Raw genomic sequence first — 18,274 nt, forward strand, 5'->3', positions numbered from 1 at the left:
GCCGCGCCGCCGGACCCGCATGCGATGCTCGGGCCCGTGGAGACCAGGTCCGTCAGTCCCGTGTTCGTCGGCCGCGCGGAGGAGTTGGGCACGCTGCACGACGCACTCGCGGGCGCCCGCACGGGCGAGCCGCAGGCCCTGCTCATCGGCGGGGAGGCCGGCATCGGCAAGACCCGCCTCGTCGAGGAGTTCGCCGCCGCGGCCCGCCGGCGCGGGGCGGTCGTCGCCCTCGGCGGCTGCGTGGAGATCGGCGCCGACGGACTGCCCTTCGCCCCCTTCTCCACCGCCCTGCGCGCCCTGCGCCGCGAACTGCCCGGCGAACTGGCCGCCGCGGCCGACGGGCAGGAGGAGGAACTGGCCCGGCTGCTGCCCGAACTGGGCGAGTCACGGTCCGGACGGCACGACGAGGACGGCATGGCCCGCCTCTTCGAGCTCACCGCACGCCTGCTGGAACGCGTCGCCGCCGAGCACACCGTCGTCCTCGCCCTGGAGGACCTGCACTGGGCCGACGCCTCCACTCGCCACCTGCTCACCTACCTGGTCCGCACCCTGCGCACCGGCCGTCTCGTCGTCCTCGCCACGTACCGCTCCGACGACATCCACCGTCGCCACCCGCTCCGACCCCTCCTCGCCGAACTCGACCGGCTCCGCACGATCCGCCGCCTCGACCTCGCCCGCTTCAACCGTGACGAGGTCGGTCGCCAGGTGGCCGGGATCCTCGCCCACGACCCGGACCCGGACCAGGTCGACGCGATCTTCCGACGCTCCGACGGCAACGCCTTCTTCGTCGAGGAACTCGCCGTCGCCGCCCACGAGGGCTGCCGGACCGGCCTCACCGACTCCCTGCGCGACCTGCTGCTCGTCCGCGTCGAGGGGCTCCCGGAGCCCGCCCAGCGGGTCGCCCGGTTCGTCGCCGAGGGCGGCTCCACCGTCGAGTACCGGCTGCTGGCCGCCGTGGCCCGGCTCCCCGAGGACGACCTCATCGAGGCGTTGCGGGCCGCCGTGAACGCCGGCATCCTCGCCCCCGCACCCGGCGGCGACGGCTACCGCTTCCGCCACTCCCTGGTCCGCGAGGCCGTCAGCGACGACCTGCTCCCCGGCGAACGCTCCCGCCTCAACCGCCGCTACGCCGAAGCCCTGGAGAGCGACCCGGCCCTGGTCCCCGCCGACCAGCGGGCCACCCGCCTGGCCAGCTACTGGTACCACGCCCACGACGCGGCCAAGGCCCTGCCGGCCGTCCTCGAAGCCTCCGTGGAAGCCCGCCGCCGGCACGCCTACTCCGAGCAACTCCGCCTCCTGGAGCGGGCGATGGAGCTGTGGGACTCCGCGCCCGAGGCCGTGCGCGGCACCCTGCGCCCCGTGGACTGCACCGAGGTCTACCCTCCCCCACTGTCCGAACGACGTGGGGGGACCCCCAGCGGCTGCGACCCCGCCACCACCGCGCTGCGCCACCTCGACCTGCTGGCCGAGGCGGCCGTGGCGGGACGGCTCTGCGGGGAACGCGAACGCGCCCTGAAGATCACCAAGCGGGCGCTGCGGCTGCTCGACGAGGAGAACGACCCCCTGCGTACCGCCTGGTTCTGGATCCAGCGCTCCCGGCTGGTGCAGGGTCTGGCCCGCGGCGACGGCTGGCAGGAGATCGCCACCGCCCAGGAACTGGTCCGCGGTCTGCCGCCGTCGGAGGTGCACGCGGAGGTGCTGGCCACGGCCGCGCACTGGTCGATGCTGCACGAGCCGGGGCCGGACGCCCTGACGGCCGCCGAGCGCGCCGTCGAGTACGCGCGCATGGTCGGCGCCGACGACATCGAGTCCAATGCCCGGCTCACCCTCGGCGGGCTCATGGTCGACGCCGGGCAGATCGACGCCGGACTCGGCCACATGTACGACGTCCGGGACGAGGTGGTCGCCCGGGGGCTCGCGGGGGTCGTGGGCCGCAGCCATGTGAACCTGCCCTCCGTCCTCGAAGGCGTCGGCCGCTCCGAGGAAGCCGTCGGCATCCTGCGCGAGGGCCTGCGGCTCACGGGGACGATGGGGCTGCGGGACGCCGAGGCCTGGATCTGGAGCAACCTCGCCGAGTCGCTGATCTCCCTCGGCCGCTGGGACGAGGCCGCCGAGGCCGCCGGCAACGCCCAGCGGCGCGGCCAGACCGCGGGTCCGCACGGGTCGGGCGCCAACTGCCTGGCCTATCTGGCGCTCGCGCGCGGACAGGTGCCCGAGGCGGCCCGGTACCTCGCCCAGGGCCGCGCCGCCTACGGCCCGCACGACCCCATGCCGCAGCACGATCTGCCGATCTCCTTCCTCAGCATGGCCGTCGCCACCGCCGAGGGCCGTCCGGCCGACGCCCGCGCCGAACTGGCCCGGACCCTGGAAGCCGGCTTCCCGCTCGGCACCCAGCGCTACGCCTGGCCGCTGCTGCTCCAGGCGGCCACCGCCGAAGCCGACGCCCGGGCGCTGCCCGCCGCCCGCGACGGCCGTGAGCAGGTCCTGGACGGCATCCTCGCCGCCGTCAAGCGCCTCACCACCCACGCCCCCGTCTGGCTCGCCCACGAGCAGTGGGTCCGCGCCGAGCTCCACCGCGCCGAGGGGCGGAGCACCCCGGACACCTGGTCGGACGTGGTCACCGCCTTCGAACCGCTGAGCCGGCCCTACGACCTCGCCCGCGTCCGGTACCGCCTGGCCGAGTCCCTGCTGACGGGCGCCGGCGAGGACGAGCGCGACCGCGCCACGGAACTGCTCCGGCTCACCCACTCCGCCGCCCGACACCTCGGTGCCCGGCCGCTCGCCGACGCCGCCGCCGTGCTCGCCCGGCGCGCCCGCCTCCCGCTGACCCCCGTCACGGGACCCGGCCCCGCGCCGGCCGACCCCGCGGACGCCCTGGGCCTCACCACCCGGGAACGGGACGTCCTGCGGCTGGTCGCGGCGGGTCACACCAACCGCCGCATCGCGCAGGAACTGTTCATCTCGCCCAAGACCGCGAGCGTGCACGTCTCCAACATCCTCGGCAAGCTCGGCGTCTCCGGGCGGGGCGAGGCGGCGGCGGTGGCGCACCGGCTGGGGCTGTTCCCGGCCGAGACGCTCGTGCCCGGTCCGGCGGGCTCAGGCATACGCTGAAAGGAGGTATCGCGGATGCCGTGAACCCGCGGCCCAGGGAGGCACCCGTTGTTCAACATGTTCGAGGAACTGTTCTCGCCCGGGCGCAAGCACACCCACGACGAGCAGAACCGCCTGGAACTGACCCGCGAGGACGTCGGGGACGGCGATCCCGGACGCGGGCCGATAGACCTCGCGTCCGGAAAGGTCGTCGTCCGGCCGCCCGACGAGCACCCGCACGACCCCGCCGCCTAGCGGAATCCCCTACGACACCAGCAGCCCGCCCGGACCCCGGCAGCGGGCCGCAACCGCCGCACCCCCCGGAGCAGCCGGCAGGAGCCCCTACGTCACCGCAACAGGCCGACAACCCGACGGCCGGCGGGAGCCCCTACATCACCGCAGCAGGCCGACAACCCGACGGTCGGCGGGAGTCGCTGGTGCCCCCGGGCAGTCGACGGGAGCCGCTACTCGGCGCAGCCGGTGCGCACCGGCCAGGGCCGCCCCACGTCACCCGCGGCGGCCGGACACCCGGTGGCCGGCAGGAGCCCCTACGTCACCCGCAGTTCCAGGATCCGGTCGTCGCCCGCCTTCGGCCTGCCCCGGCCGTCCGTGTTGCTGGTGACGAGCCAGAGCCTGTCGCCGCCCGCCGCGACGACCGTGCGCAGCCGCCCGTATGCGCCCTCCAGGAACGCCTGTGGCTCGGCCGAGGCCGCCGTGCCGTCCAGCGGGACGCGCCACAGCCGCTTGCCACGCAGGCCCGCCATCCAGATGGAGCCCTCGGCGTAGGCGATGCCACTGGGGGAGGCCTCGGCCGTCGTCCACTGGTCGACCGGGTTGTGGAACCCCTTGTCGCCGGACCGGCCCTCCGCCTCCGGCCAGCCGTAGTTGTCGCCCGGCTTGATCGCGTTGAGCTCGTCCCAGGTGTCCTGACCGAACTCCGAGGCGAACAGCCGCTGCCTGCCGTCCCAGGCCAGGCCCTGCACGTTGCGGTGCCCGTAGGAGTACACCGGCGAGTCCGGGAACGGGTTGCCCGGCGCCGGCTCGCCCTCCGGGGTCAGCCGCAGGATCTTGCCGCCCAGCGACTTCCTGTCCTGGGACAGGCCCGTGTCACCGCTCTCGCCGGTGCCCACGTACAGCATCTTGTCCGGGCCGAACGCGATACGGCCGCCGTTGTGGATGAAGCCCTTGGGGATGCCCTTGAAGACCGTGTCGGGAGCGCCGAGCTGCTCGCCCGCCGGCTTCTGTCCGTCGTAGATCATGCGGACGACGCGGTTGTCGGAGGCCGAGGTGAAGTACGCGTAGACCATGCGGTCCGAGGCGTAGTCGGGGGAGAGGGCGAGCCCGAGCAGTCCGCCCTCGCCGGCCGCCGAGACGCCCGGCACCTCGCCCAGTTCGGTCTTCCTGCCGGTCTTCTCGTCGACCCGCACGATCGTCCCGTCGTCCCGGGAGGCGACGAGCAGCCCGCCGCCCGGCAGCGGAGCGAGACCCCAGGGGGAGTCCAGGCCCTCGGCGACGGTCCGCACCACCTTCACCGAGCCCTTGGCGGGAGGTGTCTCCCCGGCCTGCCGAGGCGGCGCCGACGACCCCGGTGCCGTACGGCTCGGGGAGGTGCTCGCGTCCTCGCCGGAGGGACTCCCGCCGTCGGAGGAGCAACCGGCCGTCAGCAGGAGCGCGGCGGCCAGCACGGCCGGGACGGCTCGACGTCGCACGATCATGGTCCCTTCGACGGGGCAGGTTCCTCTCCCTGTCATACACCGCCCGCGGCTCAGAGGTTCCCGATCACGCGACGCGGTACCGGTAACACGGGTTTTGCCCGGAACGCACCCGTGAAAAAACGCACCCGTGAAAAGGGAGCTCAGTCCCACGACCCACGGGCCGGCGGCAGCGCGGCTATCTCCCGGAGATCGTCGAGGGTCAGGTGCAGGTCCGCGGCGGCCGTGTTCTCCGTGACCCAGCGCTCCTGCTTCGTGCCGGGCACCGGGACCACGTGCGGGCCCTGGGCCAGCACCCACGCGAGGGCGACCTGGCCGGGGGTGACGTCCGCGCCGTGCCGGCGGGCCACGCGACGCAGGCCCGCGACCACCGGCTGGTTCGCGGCCATCATCTCGCCCGTGAAGCGGGGGTGCCGGGCGCGCGGGTCGTCCGCCTCGAAACCCGCCCCGGGGCGCAGCCTGCCGGTCAGGAAGCCGTTGCCCAGCGGCATCGCGGCGAGGAAACCCACGCCCCGCGTCCGGCACCACGGCAGCAGCGTCTCCAGCGCCTCCGGCGACCACACGGACAGCTCGGCCTGCACCGCGCTCACCGGGAAGACCTGCTGCACCCGTTCCAGCTGCCGGATCGTCCCGTCGTGCAGTCGGGCCCCGGACCGGCGGCCGGCCCTCGCGCCCACCGCGCACAGGCCCAACGCCCGCACCTTTCCGGCCTGTACGAGCTCCGCCATCGCGCCCCAGGTCTCCTCCACCGGCACCTCGGGGTCGGCCCGGTGCAGCTGGTAGAGGTCGATGACGTCCGTCTGCAGCCGCCGCAGCGAGGCGTCGCAGGCCCGCTTCACGTACCCGGGGCGGCCGTTGGCGACGATGTGCTGGTCGCCCACGAGCAGCCCGACCTTCGTCGACACGAACGCGTCGGACCGGCGTTCCTTCAACGCCCGCCCCACCAGCAGTTCGTTGGTGAAGGGGCCGTACATGTCGGCGGTGTCCAGCAGGGACGCGCCCAGGTCGAGCGCCCGGTGCACCGCCCTGAGCGACTCGTCGCCGCGCCGCCGCGACGCGCTGTAGGCCCAGCTCATCGGCATGCATCCGAGTCCGACGGCCCCCACCGCGAGCGCCGCCGCGCCGATCGTCCTGCGCTCCACCTGGTCGTGACCCTCCCTGTTCGAGCCACCCCAACCTAACCTCTGCCGTCACACGCACCTGACATAGCCTCCAGAGCATGACTGCTGACGTGTGGCTGCCCATCCCGCCGGACGAGATCGACGGACTCCCCGAGGGCCCGGACTACCGTTTCTGGAACGGCGAGGAGGACTTCCCCGCGGACCCGGCCGACTGCGCCTTCTACGTCGTCCCCTACATGAAGCCCAGCCCGTTGTGCGTGCGTCCCCTGGGGCGGATGAGCAACGTCCGGGTCGTGCAGACCCTCTCCGCCGGGATCGACCACGTGGAGCCGGGGCTCGCCCAACTGCCCGCCGGCGTCCGGCTGTGCAACGCGCGCGGGGTGCACGAGGCCAGCACCGGCGAGCTGACGCTGGCGCTGATCCTCGCCTCGCTGCGCGGGATCCCCGACTTCGTGCGCGCGCAGGACCGGGGGGAGTGGCTGGGTGGGTTCCGGCCCGCGCTCGCCGACAAGAACGTCCTCATCGTGGGCTACGGCTCGATCGGCGAGGCCATCGAGGACCGGCTCGTTCCGTTCGAGGTGGCGCGGGTGGCGCGCGTCGCGCGCTCCGAGCGCACCACGGCGCGCGGTCCGGTGCATCCGCTCACCCAACTCCCCGCGCTGCTGCCGGAGGCGGACGTCGTCATCCTGTCCACCCCGCTCACCGAAACCACCCGTGGCCTGGCCGGAGCCGACTTCCTGTCCCGGATGAAGGACGGCGCGCTCCTCGTCAACGTCGCCCGCGGCCCGGTCGTGGACACCAAGGCCCTGCTCGCCGAGCTGGAGACCGGCCGCATCACCGCCGCCCTCGACGTCACCGACCCGGAGCCGCTGGCGCGCGAACACCCCCTGTGGCGTGCGCCGGGGGTACTCATCAGCCCCCATGCCGGCGGACCCACCTCCGCGTTCTTTCCGCGCGCCAAGCGGCTCCTGGTGGACCAGTTGAACCGTTATGTGAACCGGGAGCCGCTCCGCAACGTGATCCTTACGACGGGTGCCTCAACCGTCTGAGACAAGTGCGAGTACCGTCCGCAATCCTGCGGGTGCGGTGGGTACTCATATATCTGTTGATCGTCACGGAGCGTAGAGAACCTATGTCCCTGAGTGACGAGACTGGTGTATCGTCCCGACAGGGGCTGCGCCGGGGACCATACGGCGCCGGGGACGGACACTTCAGACTGTGAGGGGGGCGACAGGCGATGCACGGCCTATGGACGAGCGATCCGACGGGGCGGGGCTGCCGGCGGCGACCCTGGCGGACGGCCGCGAGCAGACGCGGTCAGCACGCCGATCACGTCGGCCACCACACCCACCGCAGCGATCGCCACACCGATCACAGCCATCACCACCGCAGGACCGGCCGGAGCCGACGGCACGCCCCGCCGGTCCACCGGGGCTCGCGGGACCCGGGCACGGCGCGGACCGGGAGGGCCCGGTGAGCGCGCCCCCCACCCCCACGCTGGACGGAGCGCTGCGGGCACAGCCTCCTTCCCCGGGCGCGCTCCTGCCCCGTACGCCGGTCACCGGACAGCGGCCCGGCCTGGCCCTCCAAGTCGTCCTCACCCTGGCCTGCGCGGGATACGCCGTCGGTGCCGCGCTCGGCTGGGGTTCGTACGAAGTGGCCCTGTTCATGGGCGACTTCGGGCTGAGCGCCGCGGCCGGCACCGCCGCCGTCTCGTGCTTCCTCTACGCCCGCAGCCGCCGCACCCGCTTTCGACCCGCCTGGCTGCTGTTCGGCCTCTCCTCGGCCATGGCGTCCCTGGGCAACCTGGTCTGGGGGTGGTACGAGGTGGTCCTGGGGCTGCCCGTGCCCAGTCCCAGCTACGCCGACCTGTTCTTCCTCTGCTTCGCGCCGCCCGCGATCGTCGGGTTGCTCGTGCTCGCCAAGCGGCCCGTGACCAAGGCCGGCTGGGTCTGTCTCGGGCTGGACGCCTGGCTCATCGGCGGCTCGCTGCTGACGCTGGCGTGGAGCCTCGCCCTCGCCCAGGCCGCGAAGTCGGAGGGGCCCGGCGTGGCGCACATCGCGCTGTCCCTGGCCTACCCGCTGCTCGACATCGCGCTGGTGAGCATGGTGCTCGCACTGCACTTCAGGCGGTCCGCCGTGAACCGCTCCGCGGTGAACACCGCCATCGGGGCCCTCGCCCTCACCGTGATGTGCGACGCCCTGTTCACCTCACCGCTCATGCACCACGACTACCGCTCCGGGCAGCTCCTCGACGCGGGCTGGTTCGCCGGCTCGCTGCTCCTGGCGTACGCCCCGTGGGCCGGGGCGCGCGCGGAGCTCGAGCGGTACGGCACCGCCGGGCACACCCGCGTGGTGCACGAGCACGTGCCGGGGCAGCGCACCGGCGCCCACCACCCGGCGCCCCTGCCCGGCGCCGAGCTCAGCCGGTACCCGGCCGCCCGGCCCATCGCCGGCTCGCTCGCCGCGCTCACGCCGTATCTCGCCGCCGCGGTGTGCACCCTGGGGATCCTCTACAACGTCCTCAACGGCCGCAGCGTCGACCGCGTCGTCCTGCTCACCGGGGGCACGGTGGTCCTCGCGCTCGTCGTGCGCCAGGGCATCATGCTGCTCGACAACATCACCCTCACCCAGGAACTGGCGCAGAAGGAGAACCACTTCCGCTCCCTGGTCCAGGGCTCCAGCGACGTCATCATGATCGCCGCACCCAGCGGTGTCCTGCGCTACGTCTCCCCGGCCGCCGCCGGTGTCTACGGCCGCCCGGCGGAGGACCTGGTCGGTACGGAACTGGCCGGTCTCATCCACCCCGAGGACCTGGGCTGCGTCGTGCACGAGGTCCGCAGGTTCCTCGCCGCCGACCCGGTCGAGGAGCCCACCACGCGCATCGAGTGCCGCTTCCGCTCGGGCGAGGGAAGCTGGCTCAACGTCGAGTCGACCATCAACCGTCATCACGGCGGCCTCATCTTCAACAGCCGTGACGTGACCGAACGAGTGCGCCTCCAGGCCCAGTTGCAGCACAACGCCGAACACGACCCGCTCACGGACCTGCCCAACCGTGCCCTGTTCACCAAGCGCGTCCAGCACGCCCTCTCGGGACGCCGCGCCTCCGACCGGGGCGTGGCCCTGCGGAACACGGCCGTGCTCTTCATCGACCTCGACGGCTTCAAGGCCGTCAACGACACGATCGGGCACCAGGCCGGGGACGAACTCCTCGTCCAGGCCGCCCGCAGACTCCAGGACTCCGTACGGCACGGCGACACCGCGTCCCGGCTCGGCGGGGACGAGTTCGCGGCCCTGATCGCCGGGGACAACACCCGCGACCGGGACGCCCGGGAGCGGCACATCCTGGAGCTCGCCGACCGCCTCAGGACGACCCTGTCCCAGCCCTACCTCATCGACGGCAACGATGTCCGCGTCAACGCCTCCATCGGCGTGGCCTTCGCGGAATCCGGCCTCGGCGCCGGCGAACTGCTGCGCAACGCCGACCTGGCGATGTACCGGGCCAAGGCCGGCGGCAAGGGCCGCGTCGAGCTGTACCGGCCGCAGATGCAGCAGGACGTCGTCCGCAAGGCCGAGCTGGCCACCCGGCTGCGGGCCGCCCTGCACGACGGGGAGTTCGCCCTGCTGCACCAGCCGGTGGTGTCCCTGGAGGACGGCCGGATCACGTCGGTGTCCGCACAGGCGCGCTGGCGTTCCTCCCAGGGGGTGCTCTTCACCCCGGCGGAGTTCCTGCGCGTCGCCGAGGACGGCGACAAGACCGCCGAACTGGGCCGGTGGATGATCGAGGAGGCCGTCGAGCAGGCCGCCGAGCGGCACGCGGCCGGGCTGTCCGTGCCCGTCGTCGTCCGGATGAGCGCCCGCCGCCTGCTGGACCGGTCGATGCCGCTCGGCTCGATCGAGGCGCTGCTCACGCGGCACGGACTGCCGTCCGGGTCGCTGATCATCGAGCTGTCGGACGCCGACCCCAGGGTGTCGCTGGACGAGCTGGAGCGGCGTCTGGGCGCGCTGCGGCGGGTCGGCGTACGGATCTCGCTCGACGGCTTCGGCAGCGGCTACGCGGCGATCACGGCCCTTCGGCGGCTCCCCGTCGACGTGCTGAAGCTCGACCGCGGTCTCGTCGAGGGCGTCGTCGAGTCCGCCCGCCTGTACAAGATCACCAGCGGGCTGCTGCGCATCGCGGGCGACCTCGGGCTGAAGTCCGTGGCCGAAGGGGTGGACCTGCCCGAACAGGTCGTCGCCCTGCGCGCGATGGGCTGTACGCACGGACAGGGCATGGCCTTCTCCGGGCCGCTCGACGAGTACCGGCTGCGCCGGGCGCTCGCCGCAGGGCACTATCCGGTGCCGGACGGACCGGCCGAGCCGGCGTTCGCGGGCGGCGCCCCGCGGGTGTACAGCTCGGGCATGTCCGCCGTCATCGGAGGTGGCACGACCCTTCGTTCACATAATGAGACTCCCGTCCCACCCACTTGACAGTGAGTGCGTGCCGGGGGGAGGGTCAGTGCCATGCGCACCCGAATTCTCGTACTTGGAAAGCGCGTCGGCTGACGCTGAGCCTCGACCGCTCAGCGACCCCACCCGGCGCGCTCCCCTCGCTTGCCTTATGGCACGAGGGGTTTTTTGTTGCACAGGCACCATCCGTGCAGCAGCCGAAGACCGTCCAAACCTCGCATAAACCCTCAGCATCTGAGAAGAGAATGCCGATGACCGAGCAGGCCACCGGGGCCCACCACCCGCAGCCCCGGCCCCGATCCGGAGGACACTCCGCCCCCGAGCAGGTGACGGGCGCGCAGTCCCTCATCCGCTCTCTCGAGGAGGTCGGCGCCGACACGGTATTCGGCATTCCCGGCGGTGCGATCCTCCCGGCCTACGACCCGCTGATGGACTCCACCAGGGTGCGCCACGTCCTGGTCCGCCACGAGCAGGGCGCCGGTCACGCCGCCACCGGCTACGCCCAGGCCACCGGCAAGGTCGGTGTCTGCATGGCCACCTCCGGCCCCGGCGCCACCAACCTGGTCACCCCGATCGCCGACGCGCACATGGACTCCGTGCCGCTGGTCGCGATCACCGGCCAGGTGGCGTCCAAGGCGATCGGCACGGACGCCTTCCAGGAGGCGGACATCGTCGGCATCACCATGCCGATCACCAAGCACAACTTCCTCGTCACCAAGGCCGAGGACATCCCGCGGATCATCGCCCAGGCGTTCCACATCGCCTCCACCGGCCGCCCCGGCCCGGTCCTGGTCGACATCGCCAAGGACGCCCTGCAGGCGAAGACCACCTTCTCCTGGCCGCCCACCATGGACCTGCCCGGCTACCGCCCGGTGACCAAGCCGCACGCCAAGCAGATCCGCGAGGCCGCCAAGCTGATCACCCAGGCCAAGCGGCCGGTGCTGTACGTCGGCGGCGGCGTGCTCAAGGCCAGGGCCACCGCCGAGCTGAAGGTGCTCGCCGAGCTCACCGGCGCGCCCGTCACCACCACCCTGATGGCACTCGGCGCGTTCCCCGACAAGCACCCGCAGCACCTGGGCATGCCCGGCATGCACGGCTCCGTCGCCGCCGTCACGGGGCTGCAGAAGGCCGACCTGATCGTCGCCCTCGGTGCCCGCTTCGACGACCGCGTCACCGGCAAGCTGGACAGCTTCGCCCCGCTCGCCAAGATCGTCCACGCGGACATCGACCCGGCCGAGATCGGCAAGAACCGCGCCGCCGACGTGCCGATCGTGGGTGACGCCCGCGAGGTCATCGCCGACCTGATCCAGGCCGTCCAGAAGGAGCACGCCGAAGGCCACCAGGGCGACTACAGCTCCTGGTGGAACGACCTGAACCGCTGGCGCGACACCTACCCGCTCGGCTACGACCAGCCCGGCGACGGCTCGCTCTCCCCGCAGCAGGTCATCGAGCGCATCGGGCAGCTCGCCCCCGAGGGCACGATCTTCGCGGCGGGCGTCGGCCAGCACCAGATGTGGTCCGCGCACTTCATCGAGTACGACAAGCCGGGCACCTGGCTGAACTCCGGCGGCGCCGGAACCATGGGGTACGCCGTCCCGGCCGCCATGGGCGCCAAGGCCGGAGTGCCCGAGCGGGCCGTCTGGGCCATCGACGGCGACGGCTGCTTCCAGATGACCAACCAGGAGCTCACCACCTGCGCCCTGAACAACATCCCGATCAAGGTCGCCGTCATCAACAACGGCGCCCTCGGGATGGTCCGCCAGTGGCAGACCCTCTTCTACAACCAGCGGTACTCCAACACGGTGCTGCACTCCGGCCCGGACGACGTCAACCCCGAGGCCCGCGGCACCCGCGTCCCCGACTTCGTGAAGCTGTCGGAGGCCATGGGCTGCTACGCCATCCGCTGCGAGTCCCCGGACGACCTCGACAAGGTCATCGAAGAGGCGAACTCCATCAACGACCGGCCCGTCGTCGTGGACTTCATCGTCCACGAGGACGCCATGGTCTGGCCGATGGTCGCCGCCGGCACCTCCAACGACGAGATCATGGCCGCCCGGGACGTCCGCCCCGACTTCGGCGACAACGAAGACGACTGAGCGAGAGAGACGTAAAAGACCATGTCCAAGCACACGCTCTCCGTCCTGGTGGAGAACACCCCCGGCATCCTCGCCCGGATCGCCGCCCTGTTCTCCCGCCGCGGCTTCAACATCGACTCGCTCGCGGTCGGCGTCACCGAGCACCCCGACATCTCCCGCATCACCATCGTCGTCGGCGTGGAGGACCTGCCGCTGGAGCAGGTCACCAAGCAGCTCAACAAGCTCGTCAACGTGCTGAAGATCGTCGAGCTGGAGCCGTCGCAGGCCGTGCAGCGCGAACTCGTCCTGGTGAAGGTGCGCGCCGACAACGAGACGCGCTCCCAGATCGTCGAGATCGTCCAGCTGTTCCGCGCCAAGACGGTCGACGTCTCCCCGGAGGCCGTCACCATCGAGGCCACCGGATCCGGCGAGAAGCTGACCGCGATGCTCAAGATGCTGGAGCCGTACGGCATCAAGGAACTCGTCCAGTCCGGCACGATCGCGATCGGACGCGGTGCCCGTTCCATCACCGACCGGTCGCTGCGCGCCCTGGACCGGTCGGCCTAGTAACCGGAACGGGCGGCCGGAGCGCCTTCGTCCGCCCGTATTCCGAGACCCTCAGACTTCCCTTCCGCCCCCCGTCATACGGTGGGACGCAACACCTGCACTCCCGAGGAGAGAACCCAAAGTGGCCGAGCTGTTCTACGACGCCGACGCCGACCTGTCCATCATCCAGGGCCGCAAGGTCGCGGTCATCGGGTACGGCAGCCAGGGCCACGCCCACGCGCTGTCGCTCCGTGACTCGGGTGTCGACGTCCGCGTCGGTCTGCACGAGGGCTCCAAGTCCAAGGCCAAGGCCGAGGAGCAGGGCCTGCGCGTGGTCAGCCCGTCGGAGGCCGCCGCCGAGGCCGACGTCATCATGATCCTCGTCCCGGACCCGATCCAGGCCCAGGTCTACGAGGAGCACATCGCCCCCAACCTGAACGACGGCGACGCCCTGTTCTTCGGCCACGGCCTGAACATCCGCTTCGGCTTCATCAAGCCCCCGGCCGGTGTGGACGTCTGCATGGTCGCCCCGAAGGGCCCGGGCCACCTGGTCCGCCGCCAGTACGAGGAGGGCCGCGGCGTTCCCTGCATCGCCGCCGTCGAGCAGGACGCCACGGGCAACGGCTTCGCGCTGGCGCTGTCCTACGCCAAGGGCATCGGCGGCACCCGCGCCGGCGTCATCAAGACGACCTTCACCGAGGAGACCGAGACCGACCTGTTCGGTGAGCAGGCCGTCCTCTGCGGTGGCACCGCGGCGCTGGTCAAGGCGGGCTTCGAGACCCTGACCGAGGCCGGCTACCAGCCGGAGATCGCCTACTTCGAGTGCCTGCACGAGCTGAAGCTGATCGTGGACCTCATGTACGAGGGCGGCCTGGAGAAGATGCGCTGGTCGATCTCCGAGACCGCCGAGTGGGGCGACTACGTCACCGGCCCGCGGATCATCACGGACGCCACCAAGGCGGAGATGAAGAAGGTCCTCGCCGAGATCCAGGACGGCACCTTCGCGACGCAGTGGATGGACGAGTACCACGGCGGTCTGAAGAAGTACAACGAGTACAAGAAGCAGGACTCCGAGCACCTGCTGGAGACCACCGGCAAGGAGCTGCGCAAGCTGATGTCGTGGGTCAACGAGGACGCGTGACCCCCGGGCCCCGCGGCGGTGCCCCCCGGCAGGGGGACGCCGCCGCGGGGCTTCGCCCCGGGCCCCCGCCACATCGGCACTTCTCGTCCGGGTGATCCTTCCGCAGTGGCACAGAACGAGCCCCCGGGCGCCACTAGACTGCTGCACAGATACATACGCGTCAGGCCCACAGCGTCGTGCGTCTTCCACGCGGCAAGCACCCCTCCACCGCCTGCGGCCGTCGGGACGGCCGTCCGCAGCACTGGACTTGTGAGGACTCACGTGAGCTCGAAACCCGTCGTACTCATCGCTGAAGAGCTGTCGCCCGCCACCGTCGACGCGCTGGGCCCGGACTTCGAGATCCGGCACTGCAACGGCGCCGACCGGGCCGAGCTGCTCCCGGCGATCGCCGACGTCGATGCGATTCTGGTCCGCTCGGCCACCAAGGTCGACGCCGAGGCCATCGCCGCCGCGAAGAAGCTGAAGGTCGTCGCACGAGCCGGCGTCGGCCTGGACAACGTGGACGTCTCCGCCGCCACCAAGGCCGGCGTGATGGTCGTCAACGCCCCCACCTCGAACATCGTGACCGCGGCCGAGCTGGCCTGCGGTCTGCTGGTCGCCACCGCCCGCAACATCCCGCAGGCCAACGCCGCGCTGAAGAACGGCGAGTGGAAGCGCAGCAAGTACACCGGCGTCGAGCTGGCCGAGAAGACCCTCGGTGTCGTCGGCCTCGGCCGCATCGGCGCGCTCGTCGCGCAGCGCATGTCGGCCTTCGGCATGAAGGTCGTCGCCTACGACCCCTACGTGCAGCCGGCCCGCGCCGCGCAGATGGGCGTCAAGGTCCTGTCGCTGGACGAGCTGCTCGAGGTCTCCGACTTCATCACCGTCCACCTCCCGAAAACCCCCGAGACCCTCGGCCTGATCGGCGACGAGGCGCTGCGCAAGGTCAAGCCGAGCGTGCGCATCGTCAACGCCGCGCGCGGCGGGATCGTCGACGAGGAGGCGCTGTACTCCGCCCTCAAGGAGGGCCGGGTCGCCGGTGCCGGTCTCGACGTGTACGCGAAGGAGCCCTGCACGGACTCCCCGCTGTTCGAGTTCGACCAGGTCGTCTGCACCCCGCACCTCGGTGCCTCCACCGACGAGGCGCAGGAGAAGGCCGGTATCGCCGTCGCCCGCTCGGTGCGTCTCGCCCTCGCCGGTGAGCTCGTGCCGGACGCGGTGAACGTGCAGGGCGGGGTCATCGCCGAGGACGTCAAGCCGGGTCTGCCGCTCGCCGAGCGCCTGGGCCGGATCTTCACCGCGCTCGCCGGTGAGGTCGCGGTCCGCCTCGACGTCGAGGTGTACGGCGAGATCACCCAGCACGACGTGAAGGTGCTGGAGCTGTCCGCGCTCAAGGGTGTCTTCGAGGACGTCGTCGACGAGACGGTCTCCTACGTCAACGCGCCCCTGTTCGCGCAGGAGCGGGGTGTCGAGGTGCGCCTCACCACCAGCTCCGAGGCGACCGAGCACCGCAACGTCGTCACGGTGCGCGGCACCCTCGCCGACGGCGAGGAGGTGTCGGTGTCCGGCACGCTCGCCGGCCCCAAGCACCTCCAGAAGATCGTCGCGGTCGGTGACTACGACGTGGACCTCGCGCTCGCCGACCACATGGTGGTCCTGAAGTACGAGGACCGTCCCGGCGTGGTCGGCACGGTGGGCCGCATCCTCGGTGAGGCGGGCCTCAACATCGCCGGCATGCAGGTGTCGCGTGCGGTGGCCGGCGGCGAGGCACTGGCGGTGCTGACCGTGGACGACACGGTGACCGCACCCGTGCTGGCCGAGGTGGCCGAGGAGATCGGGGCCACCTCGGCCCGGTCGGTGAACCTGGCCTGATCCGCCCCGGGGGGCTTCACGCTTCGCCCCCCGGGACCTCCGTTCGTCCTGAACGGATCCGTCCTCAGACGCCGGACGGGCTGAGCTGCTCAGCCCGTCCGGCGTTCTTCGTCCCCCGGGTCCGCCGCAGGGTCATGACCGCCGCTGCCGCCGCACCGGCCAGCAGCACCGCGCCCGTGACCGCCGCCGCGTGCATGCCGCTGGTGAAGGCCTCGCGGGCCGCCGTCGCCAGGGCGTCCCCCGCGCGCCCCGGGAGCCGGTCGGCCACGGCCAGGGCGCCGCCCAGGGTCTCGCGTGCCGCCGCCGGAGCCGAGTCCGGCATGTCGTGCCGGAAGACGGCCGTGCCGATGGAGCCGAGGAACGCCATGCTCAGCGCGCCGCCGAACTCCGTGCCCGTCTCCAGCAGGGAGGACGCCGCGCCCGCCTTCTCGACCGGGGCGGCGCTCAGGGCGAGGTCCGTCACCTGCGCCATGACCGCGACGATGCCGCAGGCCAGGACGGCGCAGGCGGCGAGCAGCAGCCAGAGGGAGTCCGTTCCGGCCAGGGCCAGCATCACGTAGCCGCACGCGGCGACCGCGAAGCCCCCGCCGATGACGTGGGCGCGGGCGACGCCCCGCTGGACGAGCTGTGCGCTGACGGGGGCCGCGAGTCCGATGGGCACCGACGGCAGCAGGCTCCACAGCGCCGCTTCGAGGGGGCCCTTGTCCAGGACCGACTGGATGTACTGGGTCGTGAAGAAAGCCGAGCCCATCATGCCGAAGGCGGCGGTGAGGTTGAGGACGAGCGCCGGGCTGAAGCCGCGGGCCCGGAAGAGGTCCGGCGCGATCAGGGGCGAGGCCGTCGTGCGCTGGCGGTGGACGAACAGGGCGGCGAAGAGCAGGCCGACGGTCACCGACATCACGTACCGCACGTTCCAGCCCTCGGCCGCGAGCTCCTTCAGGCCGTAGATCACCGGGAGCACCGCCGCCATCGACAGCGGGACGCTCAGCAGGTCGAAGCGGCCGGGGTGAGGGGTGCGCGACTCGGGCAGCAGGACGGGGCCCAGGGCCAGGAGCAGCAGCATCGCGGGCAGGTTGACCAGGAAGACCGAGCCCCACCAGAAGTGCTCGACCAGCACGCCGCTCATGACCGAGCCGAGCGCGATGCCGGCCGTCATCACGCCCGACCAGACACCGATCGCCTTGGTGCGCTGCGCGGGGTCGGTGAACATCGTGCGGACCAGGGCCATGGTGGACGGCATCAGCGTCGCACCGCCGATGCCGAGGACCGCGCGGGCGGCGATGAGCGTCTCGGCGCTGTTCGCGTAGGCGGCGATCAGGGAGGCCGTGCCGAAGGCGGCGGCGCCGAACAGCAGCAGCCTGCGGCGGCCGATGCGGTCGCCGAGCGAGCCCATCGTCATCAGCAGGCCGGCCAGCACGAAGCCGTAGATGTCGAAGATCCACAGCTGCTGGGTGGAGCTCGGTTCCAGGTCGGCGCTGATCGCGGGGATCGCGAAGTACAGCACCGAGACGTCCATGGAGACCAGCAGCAGCGGGAGCATCAGCACACCGAGGGCCGTCCATTCACGGCGGCCGGCGCGGGCGGGAGGGGGCGGGTTCGTCGTCATGGACAGGACTGTACGAGCGTATTAAACGCCTGTCTAGTACGCCTGTTTAATACGTGCGTCTGGATTCCGGGTTAGGGTGACGTGCCATGGGACACCGTGAGGATCTGCTGGAGGGCGCCAAGCGCTGCCTGCTGGCGAAGGGCTTCCTGCGCACGACGGCACGCGACATCGTCAAGGAGTCGGGGACCAACCTGGCGTCGATCGGCTACCACTACGGCTCGAAGGACGCGCTGCTCGCCCAGGCCTACATCGACATGGTGGAGGGCATGTCCGACGCCTTCGAGGGCGGTGGCGAGCTGCGCGGGGAGCCGGGCTCGCTGGAGCGCTTCACCGACGTCTGGACGAACATCATCCAGACCATGCGGGAGCCCGGGTCGATGTGGCGGCTCAGCCTGGAGATCGTGGCCATGGGGGAGCAGCTGCCGGAGGTGCGGGCGCATCTCGCACGGGCCCAGCGCGAGGGTGCGCGCGGCCTCCTGCCCCTTTTCCTCGGCGGGCGGGAGGCCGACGTGACGGACGAGCAGGTGGACACCCTCGGGTCCTTCTATCTGACCCTGATGATGGGTCTCATGGCGCAGTGGACCTTCGACCCGGAGAGCGCGCCGGACGCCGAGCAGCTCACCGCCGGGCTGCGACGGGTGATCGAGGCGGCAGGGCGCGCGTGACGCCTCAGCCGGGCGGGC

At 71.9% G+C, this 18,274-nt stretch carries 12 protein-coding genes; 9 read left to right on the forward strand and 3 right to left on the reverse strand.

What is annotated here, in order from left to right; translation table 11 throughout:
• The first annotated feature begins 24 nt into the window (after window positions 1–24).
• Window positions 25–3,111, forward strand: a complete 3,087-nt coding sequence (locus tag ACFV20_RS24980) for an AAA family ATPase (RefSeq protein WP_385659862.1) — start codon at window positions 25–27, stop codon at window positions 3,109–3,111.
• Window positions 3,112–3,159: 48 nt separating this feature from the next.
• Complete coding sequence (locus tag ACFV20_RS24985) at window positions 3,160–3,345, forward strand: DUF6191 domain-containing protein (RefSeq protein ID WP_385659864.1); 186 nt, start codon at window positions 3,160–3,162, stop codon at window positions 3,343–3,345.
• 293 nt (window positions 3,346–3,638) lie between these two features.
• On the opposite strand, the gene ACFV20_RS24990 is transcribed toward ACFV20_RS24985, so the two are convergent.
• Window positions 3,639–4,805, reverse strand: coding sequence for a PQQ-dependent sugar dehydrogenase (locus tag ACFV20_RS24990; protein WP_385659866.1), 1,167 nt, complete (start codon window positions 4,803–4,805; stop codon window positions 3,639–3,641).
• Between the two features lie 140 nt (window positions 4,806–4,945).
• Entirely contained in the window at window positions 4,946–5,944 is a 999-nt protein-coding gene (locus ACFV20_RS24995) for an aldo/keto reductase (protein WP_385659868.1), read from the reverse strand.
• Between the two features lie 77 nt (window positions 5,945–6,021).
• On the opposite strand from ACFV20_RS24995, the gene ACFV20_RS25000 reads away from it, so the two are divergent.
• The 6 genes from ACFV20_RS25000 (at window position 6,022) to serA (ending at window position 15,985) form a co-directional block, all read left to right on the forward strand.
• A complete protein-coding gene (locus ACFV20_RS25000) occupies window positions 6,022–6,972 on the forward strand; it encodes a 2-hydroxyacid dehydrogenase (protein WP_385659870.1) in 951 nt (316 codons plus the stop codon).
• A 424-nt stretch (window positions 6,973–7,396) separates the two neighbouring features.
• Window positions 7,397–10,393 carry a putative bifunctional diguanylate cyclase/phosphodiesterase gene (locus ACFV20_RS25005; RefSeq protein WP_385659872.1) on the forward strand — a complete coding sequence of 999 codons (2,997 nt, stop codon included), beginning with the start codon at window positions 7,397–7,399 and terminating at the stop codon, window positions 10,391–10,393.
• Between the two features lie 230 nt (window positions 10,394–10,623).
• On the forward strand, window positions 10,624–12,468 hold the full coding sequence (locus ACFV20_RS25010; protein WP_385659874.1) for an acetolactate synthase large subunit: 1,845 nt from the start codon (window positions 10,624–10,626) through the stop codon (window positions 12,466–12,468).
• A 21-nt stretch (window positions 12,469–12,489) separates the two neighbouring features.
• Window positions 12,490–13,014 (forward strand): acetolactate synthase small subunit, encoded by a 525-nt coding sequence (gene ilvN / locus ACFV20_RS25015; RefSeq protein ID WP_003993148.1) that lies wholly within the window; start codon window positions 12,490–12,492, stop codon window positions 13,012–13,014.
• A 121-nt stretch (window positions 13,015–13,135) separates the two neighbouring features.
• A complete protein-coding gene (gene ilvC, locus ACFV20_RS25020) occupies window positions 13,136–14,134 on the forward strand; it encodes a ketol-acid reductoisomerase (protein ID WP_234845322.1) in 999 nt (332 codons plus the stop codon).
• 261 nt (window positions 14,135–14,395) lie between these two features.
• Window positions 14,396–15,985 (forward strand): phosphoglycerate dehydrogenase, encoded by a 1,590-nt coding sequence (gene serA, locus ACFV20_RS25025; protein WP_385659876.1) that lies wholly within the window; start codon window positions 14,396–14,398, stop codon window positions 15,983–15,985.
• 64 nt (window positions 15,986–16,049) lie between these two features.
• Here the strand turns inward: serA and ACFV20_RS25030 are convergent, their stop codons facing one another.
• Window positions 16,050–17,591, reverse strand: a complete 1,542-nt coding sequence (locus tag ACFV20_RS25030) for an MFS transporter (RefSeq protein WP_385659878.1) — start codon at window positions 17,589–17,591, stop codon at window positions 16,050–16,052.
• A gap of 86 nt (window positions 17,592–17,677) precedes the next feature.
• Here ACFV20_RS25030 and ACFV20_RS25035 point away from each other — a divergent pair, with 86 nt between their 5' ends.
• Window positions 17,678–18,256, forward strand: a complete 579-nt coding sequence (locus tag ACFV20_RS25035) for a TetR/AcrR family transcriptional regulator (protein WP_385659880.1) — start codon at window positions 17,678–17,680, stop codon at window positions 18,254–18,256.
• Window positions 18,257–18,274 lie beyond the last annotated feature (18 nt).

It is taken from the genome of Streptomyces sp. NPDC059696, assembly GCF_042733745.1.
GTDB lineage: Bacteria > Actinomycetota > Actinomycetes > Streptomycetales > Streptomycetaceae > Streptomyces.

Excerpts from the sequence above, each read along its gene's own strand:
- ilvN (WP_003993148.1), top strand. The coding sequence starts at position 12,490 with ATGTCCAAGCACACGCTCTCCGTCCTGGTGGAGAACACCCCCGGCATC.
- ACFV20_RS25030 (WP_385659878.1), bottom strand. The coding sequence starts at position 17,591 with ATGACGACGAACCCGCCCCCTCCCGCCCGCGCCGGCCGCCGTGAATGG.
- ACFV20_RS24980 (WP_385659862.1), top strand. The coding sequence starts at position 25 with ATGCTCGGGCCCGTGGAGACCAGGTCCGTCAGTCCCGTGTTCGTCGGC.
- ACFV20_RS24990 (WP_385659866.1), bottom strand. The coding sequence starts at position 4,805 with ATGATCGTGCGACGTCGAGCCGTCCCGGCCGTGCTGGCCGCCGCGCTC.
- ACFV20_RS25035 (WP_385659880.1), top strand. The coding sequence starts at position 17,678 with ATGGGACACCGTGAGGATCTGCTGGAGGGCGCCAAGCGCTGCCTGCTG.
- ACFV20_RS25000 (WP_385659870.1), top strand. The coding sequence starts at position 6,022 with ATGACTGCTGACGTGTGGCTGCCCATCCCGCCGGACGAGATCGACGGA.
- ACFV20_RS25010 (WP_385659874.1), top strand. The coding sequence starts at position 10,624 with ATGACCGAGCAGGCCACCGGGGCCCACCACCCGCAGCCCCGGCCCCGA.